Annotated in this window: 22 protein-coding genes and 3 pseudogenes; 14 read left to right on the top strand and 11 right to left on the bottom strand. The window is 41.7% G+C overall.

Annotated features, from left to right (window positions below):
• Positions 1-38: 38 nt before the first annotated feature.
• Positions 39-890 (bottom strand): universal stress protein, encoded by an 852-nt coding sequence (locus AACS98_RS09715; protein ID WP_066378886.1) that lies wholly within the window; start codon positions 888-890, stop codon positions 39-41.
• Positions 891-1,371: 481 nt separating this feature from the next.
• Complete coding sequence (locus AACS98_RS09710) at positions 1,372-3,480, bottom strand: M3 family metallopeptidase (protein ID WP_066378884.1); 2,109 nt, start codon at positions 3,478-3,480, stop codon at positions 1,372-1,374.
• 185 nt (positions 3,481-3,665) lie between these two features.
• Here AACS98_RS09710 and AACS98_RS09705 point away from each other — a divergent pair, with 185 nt between their 5' ends.
• Positions 3,666-4,454 (top strand): dienelactone hydrolase family protein, encoded by a 789-nt coding sequence (locus tag AACS98_RS09705; protein WP_066378881.1) that lies wholly within the window; start codon positions 3,666-3,668, stop codon positions 4,452-4,454.
• Positions 4,455-4,666: 212 nt separating this feature from the next.
• Entirely contained in the window at positions 4,667-5,653 is a 987-nt protein-coding gene (locus AACS98_RS09700; RefSeq protein ID WP_066378878.1) for a zinc-dependent alcohol dehydrogenase family protein, read from the top strand.
• A gap of 6 nt (positions 5,654-5,659) precedes the next feature.
• On the opposite strand, the gene AACS98_RS09695 is transcribed toward AACS98_RS09700, so the two are convergent.
• Positions 5,660-5,965, bottom strand: a complete 306-nt coding sequence (locus AACS98_RS09695; RefSeq protein WP_066378876.1) for an acylphosphatase — start codon at positions 5,963-5,965, stop codon at positions 5,660-5,662.
• A 91-nt stretch (positions 5,966-6,056) separates the two neighbouring features.
• Here AACS98_RS09695 and AACS98_RS09690 point away from each other — a divergent pair, with 91 nt between their 5' ends.
• From AACS98_RS09690 to AACS98_RS09680, 3 genes are all read left to right on the top strand, one after another.
• On the top strand, positions 6,057-6,431 hold the full coding sequence (locus AACS98_RS09690) for a DUF1823 family protein (RefSeq protein WP_066379582.1): 375 nt from the start codon (positions 6,057-6,059) through the stop codon (positions 6,429-6,431).
• Positions 6,432-6,867: 436 nt separating this feature from the next.
• On the top strand, positions 6,868-8,526 hold the full coding sequence (locus AACS98_RS09685) for an alpha-amylase family glycosyl hydrolase (RefSeq protein ID WP_066378875.1): 1,659 nt from the start codon (positions 6,868-6,870) through the stop codon (positions 8,524-8,526).
• A 415-nt stretch (positions 8,527-8,941) separates the two neighbouring features.
• Complete coding sequence (locus AACS98_RS09680) at positions 8,942-9,985, top strand: 3-deoxy-7-phosphoheptulonate synthase (RefSeq protein ID WP_066378873.1); 1,044 nt, start codon at positions 8,942-8,944, stop codon at positions 9,983-9,985.
• A gap of 204 nt (positions 9,986-10,189) precedes the next feature.
• Here the strand turns inward: AACS98_RS09680 and AACS98_RS09675 are convergent, their stop codons facing one another.
• Entirely contained in the window at positions 10,190-12,100 is a 1,911-nt protein-coding gene (locus AACS98_RS09675; protein WP_066378870.1) for an ATP-binding protein, read from the bottom strand.
• 317 nt (positions 12,101-12,417) lie between these two features.
• Here AACS98_RS09675 and AACS98_RS09670 point away from each other — a divergent pair, with 317 nt between their 5' ends.
• The 7 genes and pseudogenes from AACS98_RS09670 to AACS98_RS09640 all read left to right on the top strand — a co-directional run.
• The gene (locus tag AACS98_RS09670) at positions 12,418-12,630 is read left to right on the top strand and encodes a hypothetical protein (protein WP_066379579.1); all 213 of its coding nucleotides are present in this window, start codon (positions 12,418-12,420) and stop codon (positions 12,628-12,630) included.
• A 461-nt stretch (positions 12,631-13,091) separates the two neighbouring features.
• Positions 13,092-13,361, top strand: a complete 270-nt coding sequence (rpsO, locus tag AACS98_RS09665) for a 30S ribosomal protein S15 (protein WP_066378867.1) — start codon at positions 13,092-13,094, stop codon at positions 13,359-13,361.
• Positions 13,362-13,373: 12 nt separating this feature from the next.
• Entirely contained in the window at positions 13,374-13,844 is a 471-nt protein-coding gene (locus tag AACS98_RS09660) for a PAM68 family protein (RefSeq protein WP_066378864.1), read from the top strand.
• A gap of 269 nt (positions 13,845-14,113) precedes the next feature.
• On the top strand, positions 14,114-15,172 hold the full coding sequence (aroF, locus tag AACS98_RS09655) for a 3-deoxy-7-phosphoheptulonate synthase (RefSeq protein WP_066378861.1): 1,059 nt from the start codon (positions 14,114-14,116) through the stop codon (positions 15,170-15,172).
• Between the two features lie 388 nt (positions 15,173-15,560).
• Positions 15,561-16,133 (top strand): DUF305 domain-containing protein, encoded by a 573-nt coding sequence (locus tag AACS98_RS09650; protein ID WP_066378858.1) that lies wholly within the window; start codon positions 15,561-15,563, stop codon positions 16,131-16,133.
• Positions 16,134-16,162: 29 nt separating this feature from the next.
• Positions 16,163-17,375 (top strand): annotated as a pseudogene (locus AACS98_RS09645) (RNA-guided endonuclease InsQ/TnpB family protein).
• Positions 17,376-17,381: 6 nt separating this feature from the next.
• Positions 17,382-17,567 (top strand): annotated as a pseudogene (locus AACS98_RS09640) (DUF305 domain-containing protein); the annotation flags it as partial.
• A 99-nt stretch (positions 17,568-17,666) separates the two neighbouring features.
• On the opposite strand, the gene AACS98_RS09635 reads toward AACS98_RS09640, so the two are convergent.
• The 3 genes from AACS98_RS09635 to AACS98_RS09625 all read right to left on the bottom strand — a co-directional run bounded on the left by AACS98_RS09635 (position 17,667) and on the right by AACS98_RS09625 (position 20,053).
• Positions 17,667-18,263, bottom strand: coding sequence for a hypothetical protein (locus AACS98_RS09635; protein ID WP_066378856.1), 597 nt, complete (start codon positions 18,261-18,263; stop codon positions 17,667-17,669).
• 110 nt (positions 18,264-18,373) lie between these two features.
• Positions 18,374-19,228 (bottom strand): AraC family transcriptional regulator, encoded by an 855-nt coding sequence (locus AACS98_RS09630; RefSeq protein ID WP_197480127.1) that lies wholly within the window; start codon positions 19,226-19,228, stop codon positions 18,374-18,376.
• Positions 19,229-19,429: 201 nt separating this feature from the next.
• A complete protein-coding gene (locus tag AACS98_RS09625) occupies positions 19,430-20,053 on the bottom strand; it encodes a class I SAM-dependent methyltransferase (RefSeq protein ID WP_066378854.1) in 624 nt (207 codons plus the stop codon).
• Positions 20,054-20,146: 93 nt separating this feature from the next.
• Here AACS98_RS09625 and hemH point away from each other — a divergent pair, with 93 nt between their 5' ends.
• Positions 20,147-21,313 (top strand): ferrochelatase, encoded by a 1,167-nt coding sequence (gene hemH, locus AACS98_RS09620; protein ID WP_066378853.1) that lies wholly within the window; start codon positions 20,147-20,149, stop codon positions 21,311-21,313.
• A 377-nt stretch (positions 21,314-21,690) separates the two neighbouring features.
• Complete coding sequence (locus AACS98_RS09615) at positions 21,691-22,254, top strand: hypothetical protein (RefSeq protein WP_066378852.1); 564 nt, start codon at positions 21,691-21,693, stop codon at positions 22,252-22,254.
• Here the strand turns inward: AACS98_RS09615 and AACS98_RS09610 are convergent.
• From AACS98_RS09610 to AACS98_RS09595, 4 genes and pseudogenes are all read right to left on the bottom strand, one after another.
• Complete coding sequence (locus AACS98_RS09610) at positions 22,251-22,790, bottom strand: DUF4126 domain-containing protein (protein ID WP_066378850.1); 540 nt, start codon at positions 22,788-22,790, stop codon at positions 22,251-22,253. The genes AACS98_RS09615 and AACS98_RS09610 overlap by 4 nt on opposite strands.
• A gap of 276 nt (positions 22,791-23,066) precedes the next feature.
• Complete coding sequence (gene purB, locus AACS98_RS09605) at positions 23,067-24,362, bottom strand: adenylosuccinate lyase (protein WP_066378848.1); 1,296 nt, start codon at positions 24,360-24,362, stop codon at positions 23,067-23,069.
• A 93-nt stretch (positions 24,363-24,455) separates the two neighbouring features.
• A complete protein-coding gene (locus tag AACS98_RS09600) occupies positions 24,456-25,361 on the bottom strand; it encodes a YihY/virulence factor BrkB family protein (RefSeq protein WP_066378845.1) in 906 nt (301 codons plus the stop codon).
• A 282-nt stretch (positions 25,362-25,643) separates the two neighbouring features.
• Positions 25,644-25,944 (bottom strand): annotated as a pseudogene (locus AACS98_RS09595) (hypothetical protein); the annotation flags it as partial.

The raw sequence follows: 25,944 nt of genomic DNA, 5'->3' as shown, positions 1-25,944 counted from the left end.
AACATCTGACGCACCTTACTAATGTGCAGAGAAACAAGTTAACCACTTGTGCGGGCTAATAATACGGGACAAGTCGCATTGACACGTACATAGTCTGACAAAGAAGCACCAATGAGTCTGTCAATATCCACAAAACTCTTAGCCACCGATGGCCTGCGATCGGGAGAACCAAGTAATAATAAATCTATATTCAAGTCTTCTGCCAAGCGACAAATTTCTTCACCTGGTTTACCGTTACTGGTATAACAGCGAGTTTGTACCCCATATTTTTGTGCTTGTGCGGCGGCGGCTGCTAAAATTGGATTCTGGTCTGGGCTAACTTCAGTCGCTTCTGAAGTTTTACCACGTAAATCAGTAGTGATGTTAGCCAGAATTAATTCACTACCTTGAATATCCCGCAGTAAGAACAAAGCCAAATCTAAGCAATGTTTAGCAGAATCAGAGTTATCCATCGCCACCATGACGCGCTTAATTCTTTTCACATAAACGTCATCTTTCACCAGTAACATGGGGCGAGACGACAACTGAAACACATACTGACTCACAGAGTTTGATAAAATTGATTGCAAACGCTTGAGTCCCCGTGAACCCATAATAATTAAGTCAGCATCGATTTCATCTGCTACTTGACAGACAACATCTTTAGGATCACCTTGGCGTAAAATTGAAGAAACCTGAGAGGGATCTAAATTCAAAGTTTGAATAGCACTCGCCAGAATTTTGCCGCCTTCTTCCCATTTATCTGTCATTGCACTAGCAGTAGTTTGGGCAGGAACAACATGCAGAACTGTAACTTTTGCAGATTGGATAGATGGCACTTCTTTTAAGCTTTTTAGCATTTCCTCAGCGTGACCCAATCCAGAAACCGCTAGTAAAATTTTTTCTATCATCGTGACTTCCCTTAGTTCTTGTTGTTAAGGTTGCTTGGTTTTTAATGTTTTTACCACTTTGCTTAATAACCTAGTAATTAAGTTAGCATAAACCAAGTTTTAGTCATTAGCTATTAACACTCAAACGAGTAAAAAAATTTAAAAGACTAATGATGATTAAAGTTTAGTTTGCCTGATTTACTCAACTTCTCAACTAGGTTTCAATAATTTAGCTTACTCTCAATACTGCCCGATACAGTTCACGATTGGTGATGTTAGTTATTATTTTTAATCTATGTTAAATATTTTTAATTATAAAAAAGTTAAGAATGGCAAAGTTAAAAATATTATTATTGATATAATTTTTCTGATTCATTTGAACTAATAAAAAGTTATCACTCCTGATTAGTAGGGTGCGTTAGTAAGAATAATTTCTGGGGAATTCCAAGTTTTATCTGACTGACGCACCCTACATATTTGATATCTTGTAACTTGGCAGTTCCTAAGCTACATTGGACAACAAACCGTTATGTCTGAGCAAAGAACTTGTACTAGGTTGACGACCACGGAATGATTCAAACACCTGCATAGGGTGTTTACTACCACCAAGAGCTAATACAGTGTCTCTGTAACGTCTGCCTGTAGCTTGAATAGCGGCTTCATCCTCTAGCCCCGCTTCTTCAAAAGCCGCAAAAGCATCAGCACTTAAAACTTCCGCCCATTTATAACTATAGTACCCTGCGGCATAACCACCAGCAAAGATATGTCCAAAGGCACACAAAAAGGCATCTTCTGGTAGTGGGGGTAACACAGTTGTAGTCTGGGCAACACGATGACGCACATTGGCGGCGGTTTCGTCGCTACCGGGACGATAGCGAGAGTGTAATTCTAAGTCTACACTACTAAAGTGAATTTGCCGCAAAATCGCGCTACCACTCATGTAATTACGTGCCGCCAAAAGTTTTTGATAATAATGTTCTGGTAGGGGTTCACCAGTTTCGTAATGTTTAGCCATGCTAAACAAAGTGGTGCGCTCATAACACCAATTTTCCATAAACTGGCTTGGTAACTCGACTGCATCCCACTCAACATTATTAATGCCGGCTGCCCCAGTATAGTCAACCTGAGTCAACATGTGATGTAAACCATGACCAAACTCATGGAAGAGAGTTTCTACTTCATCGAAAGTCATTAAACTCGGTTTACCATCAACTGGCGGCGTTTGGTTACAGACTAAATACGCCACAGGTAAGCGGATAGTAGTTACACCATTGTCAGTGATTTTACCACGATTAATGCAGACATCCATCCAAGCACCACCACGTTTTTCGGCGGGGCGACTGTAGGGGTCTAGATAAAAGTAGGCGATAGGGCTACCTGTGTCATCAGCTATTTGGAAATAACGCACATCCTCATGCCATACTGGAGCTTGACCATCAGCCGGGGTAACGGTAATACCAAATAAGCGGTTGACTAATCCAAATAAGCCTTGTAAAACTTGCGGTAGGGGGAAGTAAGGACGTAGTTCTTCGGCGGTGAAGGCAAATTTTTCTTCCCGTTGTCGTTCAGCCCAAAAGCTCATATCCCAGTGAGATAAATCTTCAGCTTCTTCTGCACCTTTGGCGGTAGCAAAAGCTTTGAGTGCTTCTAAGTCGATAACAGCAGCATCGTAACTCACACTGCGTAATTCTTCTAACAGTGCTTCGACTGCTGCCACATTCGGAGCCATTTTACTAGCCAAGCTTAACTCAGCAAAATTCTGGAAGCCTAATAAATTCGCTAGTTCCTGTCGCAACTCCAACATCCGTTCAATCAGGGGGTTATTATCTAGCTCTCCTGATGCAGCACGGCTAATATAGGCTTTATAGAGTTGTTCACGCAAATCACGCCGGGTGCTATGTTGCATGAACGGGTAGTAACTGGGGAAGTCTAAAGTAATGCGCCAAGGGCCATTTTCTGGGGTGGCGTTTTCTTCTCCTGCTGCACGGGCAGCTTGTGCGGCTAAACTAAGTAAGCTTTGGGGTAAACCGTCAACTTCTTCGGGAGTTGTCAGGGTTAAGCTAAAGGCTTTGGTTGCATCTAAAACATGGTTAGAGAACTTAGTAGAAAGTTCCGCTAACTCCATTTGAATGGCGTTGTAACGTTCCCTGGCTTCCCCTTGCAAGCCTACACCAGAAAGTTCCGCATCTCGGATAGCTGCTTCGACAATGCGCTGCTGGGCTGAGTCTAGAGTATTCCAACTTTCGCTGGCGCGGAGTGCTTTAAAAGCATTGTAGATGGGTTGGCTTTGTCCTAACTTGTTAATAAACTGCACTATATGCGGTTGCACAGCTTCATAGGCAGCACGTAGTTCTGGGCTATTTTTCACACCCATTAAATGGTTCACTACGCCCCAACTCCAATTCAGCCGTTCAGTCAACTTTTCTAAAGGGTCAACTAAGCCGTTCCAAGTAGGCTGTACATTAGCTTCCAAGGTGGTAAGTTGTTGTTCGAGTTCCGCCAATAGCTGTTGAAAGGCTGGTTCTACGTGTTCTGGTTGAATTTCCGTAAATGGAGGTAAACCAGAACCTTTCAGTAAGGGATTATGAGTAATGGTAGTGTTTGCACTCATGATTTAATGTGAGACGCAGATAATGGGTGAATCAGAATTTTATGTTCTGTATTCTTCTAATGTAGCGATCGCTCCCCCGTTTCGACCTGCCAAAATGGCAAAATGGTAAATCTTGTTAACATACAGGTTGAGCATTTTTCCAGGGATAATCAAGACAAAGATAGCTTTGTACTGGATACTTGAAGATGAAATTCTTATTTTCTGTGTTACTCACACCTGTAGCCCTGTTGTTAGCTTCTACTCAAGCATTGGCAGCACTGCAAACTAGAACTGTTGAATATAAACATGGCAATACAGTTTTAGAAGGCTATCTAGCATACGACGATGCTATCAAAGGTAAGCGTCCTGGTGTATTAGTAGTCCATGAATGGAACGGATTACAATCCTATGCTAAACAACGTGCTGAACAATTAGCCAAACTCGGTTATGTTGCCTTTGCTGCCGATATTTATGGTAAAGGCATTAGACCCAAAAATGCCGAAGAATCAGCAGCACAGGCGAAAATTTACCGTCAAGATAGACAATTATTAAGGGCAAGAGCCAATGCAGGGTTACAAGTTTTACAAAAAAATCCTCTTACGGATGTGAAACGCATAGCCGCTATTGGTTACTGCTTTGGCGGTGGTACAGTCTTAGAACTAGCACGTAGCGGCGCAAATATCGCTGGTGTAGTCAGTTTTCATGGCAACCTCGACACCCCCAACCCCGCAGACGCGAACAATATCAAAGCCAAAGTTTTAGTATTACATGGTGCTGATGACCCCTTTGTTCCAGAAGAACAGATAACAGCCTTTGAAAACGAAATGCGTCAAGCTAATGTAGACTGGCAATTTATTTCTTATGGTCGCACAGTGCATAGCTTCACCAACCCAGAAGCCAAAGGCGAAATTAAAGGCGCAGAATATAACCCTATTGCTGATCAGCGTTCTTGGCAAGCCATGCGGCAATTTTTCGCGGAAATATTTAAGAAGTAGGGAATAGGGCATGGGGCATGGGAAGGAAAAATCATACAAAAGTTACATGAATACTGGGTTAGCGTTTAATAGAATCGAGATACCCAGTCCTCTGTCTAGAAGTTCTTCAATTTTGAATTGTGAATTTTGCGAAAAGTTCTGTAGGCGGGTTTCCCGCCGTAGGAAACTTTTCAAGACGAATTTTGAATTGATTTGTCCCCAGTCCCTAAGCCATGCGTGCAATGATTTTAGAGGCAACAGGTCAACCCTTACGGTTAGTTGACTTGCCCATGCCAAGTTATAATTCTGAGCAATTGCTGATTCGGGTTCATGCTTGCGCTGTGTGTCGTACAGATTTACATATAGTGGATGGGGAATTGACACAGCCAAAGCTACCACTGATATTAGGACATCAAATTGTTGGGACTGTAGAGGCGATAGGCGCAAACGTTGATAACTTTCATGTTGGGCAACGGGTGGGTGTGCCTTGGTTGGGTTATACTTGCGATCGCTGCCCCTATTGTCTATCCGGTAGAGAAAATCTCTGCGATTTTGCTGAGTTTACAGGTTACAATCTAGACGGAGGCTATGCAGAATATACCGTAGCTGACCATCGCTTTTGTTTTCCCTTAGACCCCAGTTACCCTGACCTACAAGCAGCACCTTTGTTATGTGGCGGCTTAATAGGCTATCGCGCCTACAGAATGACTGGTAATGCTCAAAAATTAGGTTTTTACGGTTTTGGTTCCTCTGCTCATATCCTCATTCAACTAGCCCGTTATCAAAACCGTCAAGTATTCGCTTTCACCAGACCAGGAGATACTACAAAACAAGACTTCGCCCGTCAGTTAGGTGCAACTTGGGCAGGTGACTCTGATATCTTACCCCCAGAACCATTAGACGCAGCAATTATCTTTGCACCCGTCGGCAAGCTGATACCAATAGCTTTACGTGCAGTTGCTAAAGGTGGTGTGGTAGTATGTGCCGGAATTCATGCAAGTGACATTCCCTCGTTTCCCTACAGCATTCTTTGGGAAGAAAGAGTATTAAGGTCTGTAGCTAATTTGACCCGCCAAGATGGAGCAGAATTTTTAGCCTTAGCACCAAAAATTCCTATTCATACAGAAATCAACTCCTTCCCCTTAACTCAAGCCAATCAAGCTTTAGATGCCCTCCGCAACGGTAACATAGAAGGTTCAGCAGTCTTAGTAGTCGAGTAACTCAATTCACTCCACAACCCGCTTCACATCAAACCCCCGCAACCCTTCCGGGTGTTCATACTCAACCGCAACATTCTGCACCACAGCCGCAGGGGGGCCAGCATGACACCAGTGTACCATCTCTTCTACAATTTCCCGCGCTCCTTCCAAAACCGCCTCCACCCGCCCATCAGGAAGATTTCGCACCCAACCAGTTAACCCCAACTGGCTAGCAGTCTCCACAGTAGCGTAGCGATACCCCACGCCCTGAACTCTACCGGAAATCAACAGATGGGCGCGAATTAATTTTGATTGTGGTGTAGGATTTGGCATGGACTGGTCTATGCTATACAATCACCAGTCTACATTGTTTGTTCATCCAGAACTAATCTTTAAGAGTAAAATTTTGATTTCTGCATTGCTTATGTCTGAACTACCACCACTAAATACAGATACTATCTGGGGTATTCTCAACGACCAAATTGATGATGCTACTGTTTTACAATTAGTCTGGTATTACTTAGGTTATCGTTACGACTCCACCACCGGCAAATGGGATAACAGCACAGTAGCACCAGAGTGGCGAGACGAGTACCCAGAACCACCTAATTTTCTTGAAAGTCGTCCAGCCACGATGAAATTAACCCGTTCTATCCCTCAGCCATACAAACAAGGTCTAAAAGAAAAGTTGGGTTTTAAAGGTTACAAAATCGGGACTTTTACACCACGAGACACCCGCAGAGCTACATCAGCCAATTGGTTACTAAGTTATTTGCTGCAAACTACTGATAATCAATAGTAATTAAATTTAGCAAATATTCGGTTATTAAATTAATCTGTATGCCGAGTATTTGCTTTTGAATAAATATTGGTGGTATTGATGTAATTAAAAATGTGCCTCACGCATACCGCTAACACAGAACCCACAGGGTAGACGCATACCGCTAAAGCGGAACTCGCAAAGTAGACGCAAAGGGAAAAAAATAAATTCATACTTCGATTCTGTCAAACTAAAAATAATTTACTTATCTATATCTGATGATAGTAGACACAAAATTATTATCTGTATGCCAATTATTTAAGAATTTAAGTAAACAGAAAACTTCTCTGAATATAGCCAAGACTCTTCCCTGTGATAGAGAAGAGCTTGCTTAATTATTTCTTCCGACCGATTTGCAAAATGAATAATAATTAGAAAATACACATTATCAACATTTTATATTTTATAAAATTTTATGGCAAAGCCAATTGAATTTAATTTTTTTGCTCCTCATAACAAAGGTGCTGCATTAATTGGTTCTTTTTCTGATTGGCAAGCAATCCCCATGAACAAAGGGGATGATGGTTATTTTCGTACAACTGTTGCATTAGAGGACGGAACTTATGAATATAAATTTCGCGTTCAGACAAAATCATGGTTTTTTGAACAAGACCAATGGGTAGATGTTACAGACCCCTATGCTACTAATATTGATGAATTAAGTGGTCAAGATAATGGAGTGGTGAGAATTAAAGACGGTGAGAGAATTGTTGATACTTATGTTTGGCAATATGATAATGAACCTCTACCGCCTGACCACAAATTAGTGATTTATGAATTACACATTGGTGATTTTTCTGGTGGAGAAGATGACCCTCATGTACGGGGCAAATATCAACACGTTATTGAAAAGTTAGATTATTTGTGTGAATTAGGCATCAACGCTCTTGAATTACTGCCTGTAAAAGAATACCCTGGTGATTATAGTTGGGGTTATAATCCTCGTTATTTCTTTGCTACTGAATCTAGTTATGGTTCTACGGCTGATTTAAAACACCTGATTGATGAGTGTCATCATCGCGGTATTCGTGTGATTATCGACGGAATTTATAACCACTCAGAAGCATCCAGTCCATTAACACAAATTGATCATGATTATTGGTATCACCATCAGCCTCGTGATCCTGATAATAACTGGGGGCCGGAATTTAATTATGAACACTATGATCAAGAGTTAGAAACTTACCCAGCCCGCAGATTTATTGGGGACACTGTGCGTTTTTGGATTGAAGAATATCATATTGATGGCATTCGCTACGATGCAGCTAGACAAATAGCTAACTATGATTTTATGCACTGGATTGTGCAAGAAGCTAAAAAAACTGCCGGTGGCAAGCCATTTTATAATATTGCAGAACACATCCCAGAAACTACCAGAATTACTAATGTAGATGGGCCAATGGATGGATGCTGGCATGATAGTTTTTATCATACAATTACAGCCCATATTTGCGGTGACACCTTTGATTTAGAAAACCTCAAAGATGTGATTGACTGCAAACGTCAAGGTTTTCTGGGTGCAACCAATGTGATCAATTATTTGACTAACCATGACCACAACCATCTTATGGTTGAGCTAGGTAATCGTGGTATTTTGGATGAAGCAGCTTTTAAAAGGGCTAAACTAGGGGCTGCTATTTTGATGACTGCTGTTGGTGTACCCTTAATTTGGATGGGGGAAGAATTTGGGGAATATAAACCTAAGCAACCAGATCCATCTAAAATTGATTGGACGGTGTTAGGCAATGACTTAAATCGTGGTTTATTTGAATACTATAAAGGTTTAATTCATTTACGTAAAAATAACCACGCCCTCTATACAGCAAACATTGATTTTATTCATGAAAATCCAGAAGCTAAAGTATTAGCCTACAGTCGTTGGAATGAAAAAGGTTCTCGTGTAGTAGTGGTAGTGAATTTTTCCGACAACTTCCTGGCTGGTTATCATGTCCCTAATTTCCCTTGTGGTGGAACATGGCACGAGTGGACAGGCAATTATGATGTTGAGGCTGGTGAGGATGGTATCATCATTGATATAGGAGATTACGAAGCGAAAGTATTGGTTTGGCAGTAATAAAATATACTTGCATTCACATAACATCTAAATATCGCATCCAAGGGGGAGGAAGCATACCCCCTTTTTAAGTTGTAGGGTGGGCATTGCTTGAGATTTGCTTAAACCCCTAGTTTTGCATTGTTAGCTGTGCATCGCCTAACGCTGATTGAGCAGGACTTACGCAACTGGCATATTAGTAGGGTGCGTCAGATATCACAAATACGTTGATTGACAGCATTTAAACAGTCTGACGCACCCTACAAGACATCTGTAATGTGACACTTGCGTAAGTCCTAAACTATGACAAGCCTGTTATGTCTATTTTTTCTGACTAGGCTACAAAAAGTAGATGAATTTGGGTTATACATTTCATTTACAATATGTGTATCGATTCTACCCAAAATGAATTAGTATCAGTTTAGAGAATTCCTCCATGCACAATAAGTTAACCAACACAAATATTGAAAAATTTCACGTTCTATTAACTCCCAACGAAGTTAAATCAAAATTACCGTTAACAAAAACTGCTGAACAAACTGTTGTTAAGTTTAGAAAAGAAATAGAACAAATCCTAGATTTTCAAGACAGTAGAAAATTTATAGTAGTTGGCCCTTGTTCAATTCATGACACGAAAGCTGCACTTGAATATGCGGAAAAATTAAAAGTTTTGGCTGAACGTGTGCAAGATAAGTTGCTGCTAATTATGCGGGTTTATTTTGAAAAGCCTAGAACAACTGTAGGCTGGAAAGGTTTAATTAATGACCCAGAAATGGATGATTCTTTTCATGTAGAGAAGGGTTTATTAATCGCCAGAGAGTTATTAATCAAACTTGCGGAATTAGGTCTACCTAGTGCTACAGAAGCTTTAGACCCAATTATACCGCAATATATTGGGGAGTTGATTACTTGGTCGGCGATTGGCGCACGCACAACTGAATCCCAAACTCACCGGGAGATGGCAAGTGGTCTGTCGATGCCTGTAGGTTTTAAAAATGGTACTGATGGTAATATTAAAGTAGCTTTAAATGCTCTACAATCTGCGAGAACACCCCATAATTTTTTAGGTATTAATCCTAAAGGACAGGTGAGTGTATTTGAAACTAAAGGTAATGCTTACGGCCATGTGATTTTGCGTGGTGGCAATCAACCTAACTTTGATACTGAGAGTGTCAGCTTGGTAGAACAAGAATTGAAAGCAGCTAAGTTACCGCCGAGAATTGTCATTGACTGTAGTCATGGTAATACTAATAAGAACTACAAGTTACAAGCTGCTGTTTTGGACCATGTTGTGCAACAAATATTAGACGGCAATACTTCAATTGTGGGGATGATGTTGGAATCAAACTTATATGAAGGTAATCAACCAATTAACTGTCAACGGGAAGAATTAAAATATGGTGTATCTGTGACTGATCCCTGTATTGGTTGGGAGGAAACAGAACAGGTTATTTTAGCCGCTTATGAAAAGCTGAAGTAGAGACTTTAATGCAACGTCTCTACAAATCATTTTTACAGCATATTTCATGTTAGTGCAGTACATCAGGGTGGGCAGGATGCCCACCCTACAAGATTTGTGCTGTAAATTTAGGTGGGCAATCCTAAAAATTCGCTCCAAATCTGATTTTTACGTTGTGTTATTGCCCACCCACCCTACGGTTATGGAGAATAGTAACTGAAAAAATTACAAAATTGTGCTGATTTCTTTCAAATAAACTTGTTTGAATGATTCTTCTGCGCCTAAAGTAAAGTCTTCAATTATTCCTTTACGTCGCATCGAAACATCGTTTTCTTTTTTGATGATTACAGTAGAACCATCTACCATATCTCGCATTAACATCATTTCTGTTTCGTTAGGGTTATCTAGAACTACTAAATTACTACCGTGGTAAAACATACCCTCTTTTTCCAAGATGTCTGCGGGATATTCAGCAATTAGTAAATCTAGTTTGGGATGACGCAACAACATTTGCATATTACTATTGTATTCTCTGTGTAATACTTTGGGCGATCGCTGCATAAATACACCATCCCGACAAACACCCCCTATCGTCCATTCAGGATGTTCTGACAGAATATGTTCTATTGTGGCTTGTAGTTCCTCTCCAGAAATTTTATTAAAGGTAATAATCGGAATTCTCGCATCTATCCCAGAAGCAAAAAAGGTTTCCAAAATATAGGCAGGTACATCCACACTGTCACCCTCAGCCGGGTTGAGGTGCATCAAAATTCCCGGTGCGGCGTTGATTTCCAAAATGGAAAAATTACCCTGTTTCCAAGATTCTGACAGACTTTCGGCAATGACATCAATACCCAGGCAAGTCAGACGGAAGTGTTGGGCAATATCTTGTGCCAACATAATATTATCATCGTGCATGGTGTGGGTTGCATTGATGCTGACACCTCCGGCTGAGAGATTGGCGACTTTTCGCAGATAAACAACTTCTCCCTTGTCCAGCACAGTTTTCAATGACAAACGCTGTTCTTCCAGATATAATTCCAACTCTTCATCGATTTGAATTTTACTCATCGGTGAAGTTGGGGTGTCTAAACGGGCTATTTTACGGTTCTCTTGGCGAATTAACTCAGCAATTGTCGAGTCGCCATCACCTACAACTGATGCTGGTTGGCGTTCCGTAGCAGCGACAAATTTACCATTCACACACAGTAGGCGAAAATCTTTCCCTGATATGTTTTTTTCCACAATAATCCGTGTTGATTGGTCTTGAGGAATTGCCGCCAATGCTCTATCATAGGCTGATTCTAGTTCGTCTACATTTTTTACGCCTGGGGTGACACCAATTCCTTTATGACCAACTACAGGCTTAATCGCTACTGGATAGCCAATTTCTCTGGCTACTTGGCGGGCTTCTTTACAAGAAAACACAATTCTGCCTTTTGGTACTGGGAAGCCCAAGCTTTTCAAAAATAATTTACAGTCATCTTTGCGGGTGGTCAACTCTGAATCTAAGTGACTATCACAGTCAAAGGTGGTTGCTACACCTCGAACCTGTTTTGTTCCCCAACCATATTGTATTAGTCCTTCTTCCCAGAGATAAAAGAAAGGAATACCTTTTTCTTGGGCTGTTCGCAATAAGGCGTAAACTGTCGGGCCACCATAAACAGATTGACGGAATTGATTTTGTAAGCTCAAAAATTGGTCTTCAAAGCCAAAATCTTGATCTTGGTTAATGGCTTCAAACCAGTCCCAAACAAAGTAGATTACAGCTTTAGTGGTGCGCGCGTGTAGTGTTTGGACAGCAATCCGCGCATAATTGGGATAGGGCTTGACACTCCAACGATTCAGGTGTAAATCCATGCCTAATTGTGCCACTGCGGATACAGTTTGGGCGAATAGTTGGGCGTAGGATTCATAGGTTTGTTGCTTCAGATGGGGATAGCGATCGCCTACACGAGTAATATAATCCTCAATAGGTAGTGGCTCTTTATCTCCCACCAGGGCAAAATCAAATACTAACGCTGCTACATCTAAATCAGGGTTAGGCCCGACATAATGTCGAAAATTGAAAATATCAAATACATCTGTCTTCCTGGCATTAATCCGAACTAAATCGGTGCTTTTTTCCTGAACCATTGATGTTTAACCTTTAGCTAACTACGCTTACATCCCATCTTTAATTGCCGCTAATAAGTCTGACTAATTTTCAATTGCTTGTTTTGATCCCTGCGTCACTAATTAATTAAAACTTGGTATAAACAGTTTATAATTAACTTCCGCTCTCAGCATTTTCAACTATCCCAGGACATAATTTAACAAATTTTGTTTGTCCTTCACCTGGAGAATTTTGAGAAATATATTTGTTGCCCATAAAAAAATATAACTCTAGATAGGTGTAAGACTTCAGCAAAGTTTATATAAATAGAAGAATGGGTTCAGAAAACAGCAAACGTATGAATAGTACACAAGCTACTCTGAGAGATGAAGTCAGACAACTTGCAGAAGAAGCGTTTCACCTCAAGCTGATTTCTGGTTATGGCGATGGGGCGGATGTCAATGAATATCAAATTGTCTATCAAGGCAAACCCAGACATCTCCCACTAGACCAAGCACGCTTTTTCTTAATAAACCTCATCTATAGAAACCAGATTCACCCCCTGGGTTAAGTGGAAAAAATCCTGGAAAAGTTAACAGTGTTGAGCATTTTTTTGCGCTATTTTTGTAACAGGTAATTCTGAAGAAGTTATCTGTTGCAACATTTTTGGGACAATTATTATTTGATTTTTGATTTGTTCGCCAATCTTATTCTTAACCAAGGATATCATCTACCAAATCGCTGATACTCGCCTGTATATTTGGATAGATTTTATTTTTTTGTTTACAATATCACAATTTAGTTAGATGAAATTTTGACGATGAACCATTAGCAGTGTGTGGCGCAAAACTGTATATTCTGCCCTACACCCATACACCCCTACACCCCACTTTAGTTAGGGACTTGCCCAGCTTGGGGGCAAAAATCCTCAATTCTCAGTACCAGCCCAAGTCATGCCACACACAACTTAACAGCTGTGATATGATGAGAGACTGCTGCATACATTTAGACTAAATATAACTTGAATCAATCATGGCTCTGACGCAACAGCGCAAACAAGAAATCATTTCTAGCTACCAAGTTCACGAAACTGACACCGGCTCGGCTGAAGTGCAAATCGCTATGCTAACAGCACGTATTAACCGTCTTAGCGAACATCTTCAGGCTAATAAAAAAGACCATTCTTCCCGTCGGGGCTTGTTAAAGCTGATTGGGCAGCGCAAGCGACTGCTAGCTTATGTCCAAAATGATAGCCGGGAAAAATATCAAGCCTTAATTGAACGCTTAGGTATTCGTGGATAAGGAAAAATATTTATGTCTGCTGAAGGCTCTGAACGCAGTCGTTTGCCATTTGAACCAAAAACCAAACGCCAAAAACCTGCAAAATCTCAAACTAATCCACCAATAAAGTCAAAAGCACCTGAAAAACAGGAAAAACAGCAGCCACCTTATACTAAAGAAGAGATGGCTATTCCCCAGGTGGTTAGTCAGCGCATGATCCGCCGAGTAGCAGCATTTTGCGGGATTCCCACAGCTTTGGGTATTACCACGTTAGTTGTTAGTTATCTGCTTGCCACCTACTCTGAAATCAAATTAGCTCCCATCGCTGTCTTATTAGTGAATATGGGGCTGTTTGGTTTGGGTGTGTTAGGAATCACCTATGGTGTTCTTTCTGCCTCTTGGGACGAAGAAAGAGTTGGCAGTCTACTAGGTTTTGGTGAATTTACCACCAATTGGGGACGAATGGTAGACGGTTGGCGCGAAACTCGGCAGAAAAAAGCATGAACAACGCCGCTCAGGTATTGGAACTAGCTGCGATTATTGGGTAAATTTTTAGAGTCAATGTTGAAGTTCAAATCATGACTTCAACATTTCTAATCAAAAATCTATGATTAACGTTTAACCCCCATAAGCAGTTATAAACGCTCTGAGCGTCGTTTTTTTAAGTATAAATATCCATTCTTATTTTTTCATGACTAAACTAAAAATATATAAACCAAGATGAAATGCCTACTTGTTTGAAGCGCAAACGCAATTAAACAGGAAATATATTTATGATTGTAGTCATGAAAGTTGGTTCCCCAGAAGCGGAAATTGACCGTATTAGTGAGGAACTAAGTAACTGGGGGCTGACACCAGAAAAAATTGTTGGCAAACACAAGGTAGTCATTGGTTTAGTCGGGGAAACTGCTGACTTAGATCCATTACAAATTCAAGAATTTAGCCCTTGGATTGAGCAGGTATTACGAGTAGAACAGCCTTATAAACGAGCTAGCCGCCAATTCCGTCACGGCGAAGCTTCTGAAGTAGTGGTAAACACGCCAGATGGCCCTGTTTTCTTTGGGGAACACCATCCGGTGGTAGTGGTTGCTGGCCCCTGCTCGGTGGAAAATGAGGAGATGATTATCGAGACGGCGCAGCTAGTGAAGGCAGCAGGAGCGCAGTTTTTACGTGGTGGTGCATACAAACCCCGCACATCACCTTACGCCTTTCAAGGTCACGGCGAGAGTGCTTTAGAATTATTAGCTAAGGCGCGGGAAGTCAGTGGACTAGGGATTATTACAGAAGTGATGGATGCGGCTGAACTGGAGATGATCGCCGAAGTGGCTGATGTGGTACAGGTAGGCGCAAGAAATATGCAGAACTTCTCTTTATTGAAGAAAGTAGGAGCGCAGTCAAAACCCGTATTGCTAAAGCGGGGAATGGCAGCTACTATTGAAGATTGGCTGATGGCTGCTGAGTATATTTTGGCAGCAGGAAACCCCAATGTGATTTTATGTGAGCGTGGGATTCGCACCTTTGACCGCCAATATACTCGCAATACTTTAGATATTTCTGTAGTGCCAGTATTGCGGAAATTAACCCATCTACCGATGATGATTGATCCCAGTCATGGTACTGGTTGGGCGGAGTTTGTGCCGTCAATGGCGATGGCGGCGATCGCAGCTGGTTGTGATTCTCTGATGATTGAAGTTCATCCCAACCCCAAAAAAGCCCTATCAGACGGGCCGCAATCTTTGACACCAAAGGCTTTTGACCACTTAATGCAAGAATTAGCAGTAATTGGTAAAGCCGTCGGGCGTTGGCCTCAACCAGCCGCAGCTTTGGCGTAAAAGGATACTAGGGAATAGGGACTGGGGACTGGGGACAAATCAAGTCAAAAGTCAAAAAATTTTGGGAAACATCTCCCCTGCTCCCACCCTGCGGGTGAATCCTACGGATACGCTGCGCGTTCGCGTAGCGTCTCGTAGAGAGCGCGGTAGCGTCTCGTAAGAGAAGCAAGCTACATCTCCCTTATCTGCCTCATCTCCCCTGCTGTCCACACAGTAATCTTTGGGCAAAAAAGAAGTAATTTTCCCTGTTTCCTATTCCTGATTTCATGCTGATTTCACTTTGGTTTGACAAGCTAGATATCTGAACTACTGGCTATCTCAAACAATTGTTGACTCTCTACCAAGCTGGAGAGTTGAAAATGAAATCAGGAAACATTAAACCAGGCTTATGGGACTCTTACCTTTGCAAAATCGTTTTTTGGCATTGAGCGTTGTATTGCTGACTTCCTTTACAGGGGGAGTTTTGACAGCTTGTTCTACTAGCACTCAAGCCCAAAATCAAGATTCTCAGACTATTGCCAATGATATCAGCGATCGCCAACCGATGAATCATGGCAGTGGTATGATTCACAATATGGCAATGGATTTAGGCCCAGCCGATGCTGACTATGATTTGCGGTTCATTGATGCAATGATTCTGCACCATCAAGGGGCGGTAGATATGGCTAAGGAAGTCCAACAAAAATCCAACCGCCCAGAAATGCAAAAGTTAGCAGCCGATATCATCAAAGCTCAAAACCAAGAAATTGCTCAAATGCAGCAGTGGCGAAAAGCTTGGTATCCCCAGGTAGGAGTTAAACCAATGGCTTATCATGCCAAAATGAATCATGTGATGGAGATGTCATCTGAGCAAATCAAAGCTATGAAGATGAGCCAAGACTTAGGCGCATCTGATGCAAAATTTGACCAAAAACAATGGGATACAAGCCCCGCCCTTGTAGGGCGGCTTTGTTTGTGTTAGGATAAATGCCGTAGATGTTTTCCACGTCAATGAGAGTTTTAGAGTTTAAAGTCAAAGGGAAAACAACTCAATACGCAGCTATAGATGAGGCGATCAGAACCGCTCAATTTGTCCGCAATAAGTGTATCCGTTTCTGGATGGATAATCATGGTGTAGGGCAGAAAGAGTTATATCGCTACAATACTGTGTTAAGGGCTGAATATCCCTTTGTGAAAGCTTTAAACTCTCATGCTTGTCAGGTAGGAGTAGAAAGAGCGTATAGCTCAATAGCTCGCTTTTATGATAACTGCAAAAAGAATATTCCCGGAAAGAAAAGTTATCCAAAATTTAAAAAGAATAACCGTTCAGTGGAATATAAAACATCTGGTTGGAAGTTGTCACAAACGAGAAAGCAGATTACTTTTACAGACAAAAAAGGAATTGGCAACCTGAAACTAAAAGGAACGTGGGATTTAAACTTCTATCCAATAGACCAGATAAAACGGGTTAGATTGGTACGTCGTGCAGATGGATATTATGCCCAATTCTTGATAAGTGTAGATAACAAAATAGAAACACAGCCGACTGGTAAAACCATTGGTTTAGATGTGGGTCTAAAAGAGTTCTACACAGATAGTAATGGGCATAGTGAACCTAATCCTAGATTTTATCGCATAGGAGAAAAACGATTAAAGTTTTATCAACGTCGTGTTTCTCGCAAAAAAAGGGCTTCTATCAACCGTAAGAAAGCTGTTAATAGATTAGGTCGAGTACACCTCAAAATAAGTAGGCAACGTATAGAACACGCCAAGCGAGTGGCGCGTTGCGTAATCCAATCTAATGACTTGGTAGCCTATGAAAATTTGAGGATTAAAAATTTAGTCAAAAATCATTGTCTTGCCAAATCTATTAATGATGCTGGTTGGTATCAATTCAGAAAATGGTTAGAGTATTTCGGGGTGAAGTTTGGCAGAATAACTGTTGCTGTTAATCCTGCCTATACTTCTCAGCAATGCTCTAATTGTGGTGCGGTAGTTAAAAAATCTTTATCTACAAGAACTCATGTCTGTGAATGTGGTTTTGAGATGGATAGAGATTGGAATGCTGCAATCAACATTCTGAATTGGTCCCTTGAGTACCGTAGGGCATACGGGAACTTGGATCTTAGATCCGAACGCTTCAGGAGATTCGACCTCTACTCATGCTGGAGAAATCTTGCATGAGCAAGTTGGGTCTATGATTGAAGAATCTCCGCCCTTATAGGGCGGAGAGTGTCAACTGCGCTTTCTCAACGCGATGATTCCTCATCATCAAGGGGCTTTAGTGATGGCTCAAGATGCTGATCAAAAATCTCAGCGTGGGGAAATCAAAAACCTAGCTCAAGCAATTATTCAAGCCCAAAATACTGAAATTAACCAAATGCAACAGTGGCGAAAAGCTTGGTATAACCAATAGTATAGCACAGGAAATAGGGAATTTTGTTTTTTAAGACGCGATTTGTCGCGTCTCTACATGAGAATTTTTGGCGGTTCTCAACAGTATTGTATTCTGAATCTAACTGGCTAATTTTCTTGTTTTTTTCATAGCAAATAAGCGCAGTATCATTGCTACAACTAACAAGCTGGAAAAAGGTAAATAAATTGGGATTGACTGCGGAATTTTGACAACAAATTCTGTGGTAAAAGCTAACCAAAAATAATACATGCCAGTGGTATGCAATATCTGCCAGTATCGTCTACCTAACAAAGTTGCCGCACGATTAAAAGAAGTCACAGTCATGGCCAAGATGAAGATGTAACCTAAAATCGACAAGAAGGCAAATTGGGGACTGTTTCCAGAGGTGACAAACCACAAGCCAGTCCAGGCGATCGCATGATAAGTATGGGATACTGCCATTGATACTCCCAAATAGCGGCGATTTTTCACCAACCATGCACTATAAGGTGTTGCCCAAATTTTGTGTAAAGCCGAAGCTACAAAAGCACCGAGAAATAAGATACAAGAAGTCCGGGCTGTGGCTCTAACCGCCATTCGCATTCCTAACTCATCAATACCTTGAAATAGCCATATTACAGCCACTATCACCCCAATCGCTAGGGTAGTAAAACCAACTATACCCCATCCTTTGCTAAAAAATTTGTTACCTATCATCTGAATAAAAACCGTAACATAAAATTGCTGATAGGTATTGAGTTTAGCGATCGCTTGCAGTTGCTGTCTTGCCGATTCTTCCGAAAAATGTTCTGATATTCCGCAAAGTTTTATAACAATTTGCGATAGGCTTTTGGTGTGGTTGAGGTGTGTTGGCGAAATACTCTCGTGAAATGACTTTGATTTTGAAAGCCGACTTCCTGACAAATCTCTATCAGTGTCAACTCGTGTCTGTGCAGTAATTGCTTGGCTTTTTCAATCCGGCATTTTGTCACATACTGTAATGGTGTTAAGCCTGTAGATTGCTTGAATAAACTGGCAAAATAATGGGCACTGAGATGAACTGAAGCCGCAATTTTATCTAAAGTCAAATTTTGGTCTAAATGTTCATGAATGTAGGCGATCGCTTCCTTTAGTTTATACTTAGGCAAACCACCGCTAGATTCTGGAATTTGCTGTGGGTGTGAAGCGTATCGCCGCAGTAAATGAGCAGACAAAGCAGTTGCCATTGATTCAGCATACAGCTTACTGTCAGCTTTACCCGCTTGCAACTCAGTCATCAATGCTAATCCTATATGTTCAATCAAAGGATCACGTAACTGCAACTGTGGCACAATCTCAATTTTGTCTGCATCCACAAATTCATAAGCAGCACGAGCCAGAGTAGCAGGTTCTAGAAATAGTTCGACTAATCCCACTTCACGAAATACCTGCGCTTTAGGAAAAAGCTCATACGCTGGCAAAATCCCAATATCACCCTTGGTGTAATCAATATACTGCCAATGATTGTTTAGCCACCAGCCAACACGCACATCCTCAAGGCAGATTACAATAAAATGCTGCTGCAATAGCATTTCTGGCATTTCGTCAGCCGGCTCTCGCTCATAAATCAGGTTTAACCCATTCCATCCCATTTCATAGCTTGAGAGTAAATGTAAATGCTCTGGAATTTCGTTCTCAGACACGGTTAGTTTTGACTTTGGTTGACTGTTCTTAATTTATCAGCCAATGCCACGTCGCGACGCTGCGAATTCAAAATTCAAAACTCTTGCATTAAAGAATCCTTGGGAAATGGGGAGCAGGGAGGCAGGGGAGCAGGGGAGCGCAGGAGAACAACTAATAACTAATGACTAATGACTAATGACTAATAACTAATGACTAATGACTTATTTTTTCGCTTGAATTACCTGCAAACTACCCCCTGCATACAAAGTAGGTTTACTCACCTCAAACCCAGTCTGAGTTAACAATTCAGCTAAATCAGTTTTGAGTAACTGCCAAGCTGTTTCTGTCTCAAATAATAAGAAAAATATGGATAAACCAGGCCAAAATATCGGGTTATTCGGCGCATGAAAATCTACTAATGTAAACACACCTCCTGGTTTTAACACTCGGTAAACTTCTTGAATAATTGCTTGCAATTGTTCTGATTCCATTTCGTGTAAAGCTGCACTGGTATGCACCACATCAAACTGGTTATCTGCAAATGGCATTTTTTCAGCGAAAGCTTCTACATAAGCAGCTTCCGGGACATTTTGACGCGCTCGTTGCAACGATAATGGTGAGGCATCAAGTCCTGTTACATTTTGTGAATATTTCACCAAAAATTGCGTCGTTTGCCCACTGCCACAACATAAATCTAAAATCTGAGAGTCTGAGTTAATTGTGAGTCCTTGTAAAGCGAGTTGGCGAAAACGGGCTTCACCACCGACGCTGATAGCGGCTACACGAGCGATCGCATCGTACAGCCATTGATAACGGTAACTTAAATCTCGTAAAATTGTTGCCATTGTACCTTACCAAAATGTTAAGCTTTATATTAAATAAAGATATATTGTTAACATTAGTAAAAAAATAGAAAAGGTTGGGGGAAAATAGCAGCTATGGGTCGTGTAGGCGTTTTATTACTCAATCTCGGTGGCCCCGATAAGTTAGAGGATGTAGGGCCGTTTTTGTATAACCTGTTTTCAGATCCGGAAATCATACGCCTACCGTTTCGCTGGTTGCAAAAACCCCTAGCTTGGTTCATCGCTTCACGGCGAACCAAAACCTCACAAGAGAACTATAAACAAATTGGTGGCGGTTCTCCACTGCGGCGCATTACAGAAGCGCAAGGAGAAGCCTTAAAAGCACAATTGCGTGATTTGGGACAAGAAACCAATGTTTATGTAGGAATGCGTTATTGGCATCCTTACACCGAGGAAGCGATCGCCCTGCTGACTCAAGATAAAATTGACAAGTTGGTAATTCTGCCGTTATACCCCCAATTCTCTATCAGTACCAGTGGCTCTAGTTTCCGTCTGTTAGAAAGACTTTGGCAAGAAGATCCCAAACTGCAAAGTCTGGATTACACCGTCATTCCTTCCTGGTATAAACAACCAAGTTACTTACAAGCAATGGCGGAACTTATCCAGCAAGAACTAGAACAATGTCCTAATCCTGAGCAAGCTCATGTATTCTTTAGCGCGCATGGTGTACCCAAGAGCTATGTAGAAGAAGCAGGTGATCCCTATCAGCAAGAGATTGAGGAATGTACTGCGCTGATTATGCAAACCCTCAATCGTCCCAATGCTTACACCTTAGCTTATCAAAGTCGGGTCGGCCCGGTGGAGTGGTTGCAACCCTATACAGAAGATGCGCTTCAAGAACTCGGCGCAAAGGGTGTAAAAGATTTAGTCGTCGTACCTATCAGTTTTGTCTCGGAACACATCGAGACATTACAAGAAATTGACATTGAGTATCGGGAAATAGCCGAAGAAGCAGGAATTCACAATTTCCGGAGAGTACCCGCACCTAATACTCATCCCGTATTTATTCGCGCTTTGGCAGACTTGGTAATTGATGCCCTCAATCAACCGAGTTTCAAGCTTTCACAAGCCGCCCAAATGAAGAAGAAGGTGAAAATGTATCCTCCAGAAAGATGGGAATGGGGTATGACTACCAGCGCAGAAGTTTGGAATGGTAGGATTGCGATGTTGGGCTTTATTGCTTTAATTATTGAGTTGATTACAGGTCAAGGTTTGCTGCATTTGATCGGACTTTTACATTGACATACTCCCCGCAATTGAATTGCGGGGATTCTAGCTTCAAACAGTAAAAAGTCACGCAGCATCAACCTATATTAGCTACTTTTGAGTTGTGATGATCACCTCCCTCGTTGGGGAGGTGTTTGTGTTTAAATGGAGTATTTTGTAATTTCTGTGCTTCCCATTGTAGATTGATGTAACAACAGATAAATTACGCGAACATCTCCAGTAAAGATTTAATGTCATATCTTGCACCATTCTCAATCAGCTGAAGGCGATGCACATCCAACAACGTAAAACTAAGGCTTTTAGCAAGTTGCAAGCAATGCCCAGCCTACAAAAATTATCATCAAGGAACAGGTGCAAGATATGTGTAATGGTTTATTTACTGGCGGTGAGCAATGAAAAAATTGATTTGGTTTTCTAGTTTTAGTCTGGCGATCGCCACAACCAGTTTACCAGCTGTAGCGCAGATACAACCAGCCCAGCCTGTTCAACCAATCCAACCTGTTCAACCAATCCAACCTGTACAACCAATCCAACCTGTACAACCAATCCAGCCAGGAGCGCAAATTTCACCCAGACAACGAGGCGTGTTTGAGCGCACTGCTCCCCAAATCAGCAGTACGACAGGTTTCCGTGATGCCCATTATATCAGTGTGTATACAGGAGAGCAACCATTATCCTATATTGCGGTTCGTCCGCCTGAACTGGTTAACATTGGCAACATTGACATTACAAATCAAGCTGGTGAGCAAATAGATGCCAATATCATGAGAGAAGGTGACATAATTAGGATTAATTTTTCTCAACCAGTACCTCCAGCCACCACTCTACAAATCGCCTTCAGGAATTTGGCTTTAGATAGTCCCAATCGCAATTTTTATCTATATGAACTGGCTGGTGGACATCTTGGTTATCGGCGAGAAATACCCTATGGTTTCGCCCAAGTTCAGGTATTTTAACAGCTTTTGTGATACCAGTTATACCACTGTTTAGCACTACGCAAAGCAAACCACAGGAGGATTAAAGCAATTAATCCTCCTTGCCAGGGAGCATCAAAGGCAAACAGCACTAAAGCTATACACAAGGTGTCTTGCAGAAAAACTGCCCACAGTGGCAAACCCCGCAAGCGATAGAACCAACCCACCTGCACTAGCTGGAGTACCAAAGCGAATAAACCCCCAATGACAGCAATTAACCAATGTGGCGTGGCTGTTGCGGAAGCTACCGCTAAACCCATGATTGCGCCCACCAGAGGAGACAATAATAACTGAATAATTTGTAAAATTCTTTGCCCCCAAAGTTTTTTTGAGGCGTATAATTCTAGGAATGACCAACTACTCAGACAAGCTAACAAAAGTGCTGGGGAAAGGTGAGATAAGATTGGAACTTTTGACCATAAATCATGGCCCTGCAAAAGTCCAAAAATTAATAAGGGTACCCCTATTCTCAAGCCAGCCGCCGCAGAAGCCGATAGTAACGCTAAAATTTCTATCATTAAGACTTACAACGTTAATAAATACACAGCTATTTGCTATTTATACTACCCACGCTTGGGGAAAATTACAGCATCATCTACGACTCTGGAGTGATGATATACTTAGTTTTATCAGTAACTTTACATACTTGATTTCAGGTCAATGAATGTTGGGATTGCTGGCATTAAACCCGACTGGCTTGTATTTGGTAAAAAAATACGGGTAAGTTTCTCCTGGGGTTTTCCCCCAAGAGTAGACTACCTCTTTGAGCAAAAATGCTACCTGAACCCGTAGAATTAAATCCCCAATCTTTGGTAAACCTGATCTAGATGGCGAAGATGTTGCTGTGGATCAAAACATACAGCAATTTCGGCTGGTGTCAACTTTTGAGTCACACGGGAGTCTTGAGTAATCAAGTTGTGGAAGTTGCCTTCTGGTTTATTCCACGCAGCGTGAGCGTTTTGTTGCACAATCGCATAAGCTTCTTCTCGGCTCATGCCTTTTTCTACTAAAGCCAGTAGCACTTTTTGGCTGAATACCACCCCACCATAGCAGTTGAGATTTCGCGCCATGTTTTCTGGGTATACTAACAGGTTTTTCACCAAGTCAGTAATTTCCACCAGCATAAAATGTGTCAAAATACAAGCATCTGGCAAAATTACCCGTTCGACAGAACTGTGGGAAATATCCCGTTCATGCCACAAGGCGACGTTTTCTAAAGCTGCACCGGCATGACTTCTAATCAGTCGCGCCATTCCCGTCAACCGTTCGGAACGGATGGGGTTACGTTTGTGGGGCATAGCACTAGAGCCTTTTTGCCCTTTGGAGAAGAATTCTTCGACTTCCAGAACGTCGGTTTTTTGCAGATTGCGAATTTCTACAGCAAAGCGTTCGATGGAGGCGGCGACTAAGGCTAATTGCTGCACATAATCGGCATGGCGATCGCGGGAGATGACTTGAGTAGAAGCGGTATCTGGTTGTAGCCCTAGTTTTTGACAGGCGATCGCTTCTACTCGTGGTTCAATGTTGGCGTAAGTTCCCACTGCGCCGGAAATCTTACCGACAGCAATGGTTTGGCGGAGAGTTTGCAGTCGTTGTTGGTGACGCAACATTTCCGCCAGCCATCCCGCCAGTTTAAACCCAAAAGTAATCGGTTCAGCATGAATACCATGCGATCGCCCAGCCATGACTGTATAACGATGTTCCCGTGCTTTTTCCCGAATCACCTGAATTAAGTTTTCCAGGTGCTGCGCTATCACATCCAGACTCGCAACCATTTGCAGTGCTAAAGCTGTATCTAGCACATCTGAACTGGTTAAACCCAAATGAATATAACGGCCTGCATCGCCTACATATTCATTAACATTAGTCAAAAAAGCAATCACATCATGGCGGACTTCCGCCTCTATCTCCAATACTCGTTTGGGAGCAAAATTAGCCTTGGCTTTGATTTCCTCAACAGCCTCAGATGGAATATAGCCCAGTTCCGCCTGGGCTTCACAAACGGCAATTTCTACTTGCAGCCAGGTTTTGAACTTATAAGCTTCAGTCCACAGGTTGCCCATTTCGGGCAAAGTATAACGCTCAATCAACGTTCGCGGCAGAATACAACTGTCATATTCTACAGTCTATTTAGCACATCTCAATCTACTTTTTGTGGTGCAATGGCGTTAGTTGTAGGTAGTTCACGACTTTCTTTGTTGAGTAGGGTTTGTCTGATTTCTGGATATGGCGCGACGCGATGGGACAATGGGTTTACCGTATTTTCTCGCATACACCTGGGTAAACTCAGCCCCAAAAAACAGAATTTGGGCGGTGTAGTAAACCCAAGCTAGGATGACTACCAGTGAACCCGCAGCACCATAAGTTGAAGCAAAACTACTATTAGCTAAATATTGTCCGAGTAAGAACTGACCTAGCACAAATAAAACTGAGGTAATACTAGCACCGATTAAAACATCGCTCCAAGCTAGTCTGACATCCGGTAGAACTTTAAACACTAGCCCAAATATAAAGGTAGCGATCGCCAAGGACAAGATAAAATTAACTATCTGCCACAGGAAATTCACACCAGGAAATAAACCACTAAAATAATTCACCAATGCTGTTAATACTGCACTAGCTATCAGGAAGAGCAACAGCAAAATACCAATACCCACTACCATCCCAAACGACAACAAGCGTTTGCGGATGATGTTACTAACACCACGACCAGGACGGGGTTGCACTTCCCAAATTGTGTTGAGAGAATCTTGTAACTCGGCAAATAAACCAGTTGCACCCAATAAGAGCAATAAGAGACTAATTATAGAAGCTATGGTTCCAGCTTGTGGCCTGTAGGCGTTTTTGATGGCTATCTCGATAAATTCTGCACCATCTCTACCTACTAAACTTTGTATTTGGGAAACAATTTCTCCCCTTGCTGCTTCTTCACCATATACTGCACCAGCGATCGCAATCACAATAATCAACAATGGTGCGATTGAAAAAATTGTGTAGTAAGCTAAAGCAGCTGCCAAGCGCGAGGCTTTATCTTCATTCCATTCTTGAAACGCTTCTTGAAACAGCTGCCAAATGCTCCGCAAATTCATTTAATCAGTCTCCTTAGTGGACAGATGCCGCTTTCTTCTCTTGACACACATCTTGCACCTGTTCCTTGATGATAATTTTTGTAGGGTGGGCATTGCTTGCAATTTGCTAAAAGCCTTAGTTTTACGTCATTGGATGTGCATCGCCTGACGCTTATTGAGAAAGGTGCAAGATATGACTTGATATATTTGTTACTGATTTCCTCAGTAATAACATCTTTCCCTAGATACTTATCAGGCTTCCTTAAGGCAGAATTTTTGATAGGACTTACACAAGTGTCATAATTAAAAACTCGTGTAGGGTGCGTCAGAAGTAATAATTGGGTAAAAATCACAGTTTTTCAATATCTGACGCACCCTACTAATATGCTGCGAGACGCTCGGCGAATGCCCACCGGAGGCATCGCCTTTGACTAATCCTGTGGCTGCTGTCCACAGTTGCACCTGTAATTGCTGACGCTGTGCGTAAAAATACAGCGATGCTGCGGCAATTACTGCTTGTTCAAAGTTTTCTGCTTGCCAATTACCAGCACTATCAAGGGCAATAATAATTTCCTGTCCACTTGTGACTATTTCCAATTCCCGT

This window comes from Anabaena sp. CA = ATCC 33047, assembly GCF_963870205.1.
Lineage (GTDB): Bacteria > Cyanobacteriota > Cyanobacteriia > Cyanobacteriales > Nostocaceae > Trichormus.
Note: the sequence above shows the minus strand (reverse complement) of the source record. Positions and strands in the feature narration are given on the sequence as shown.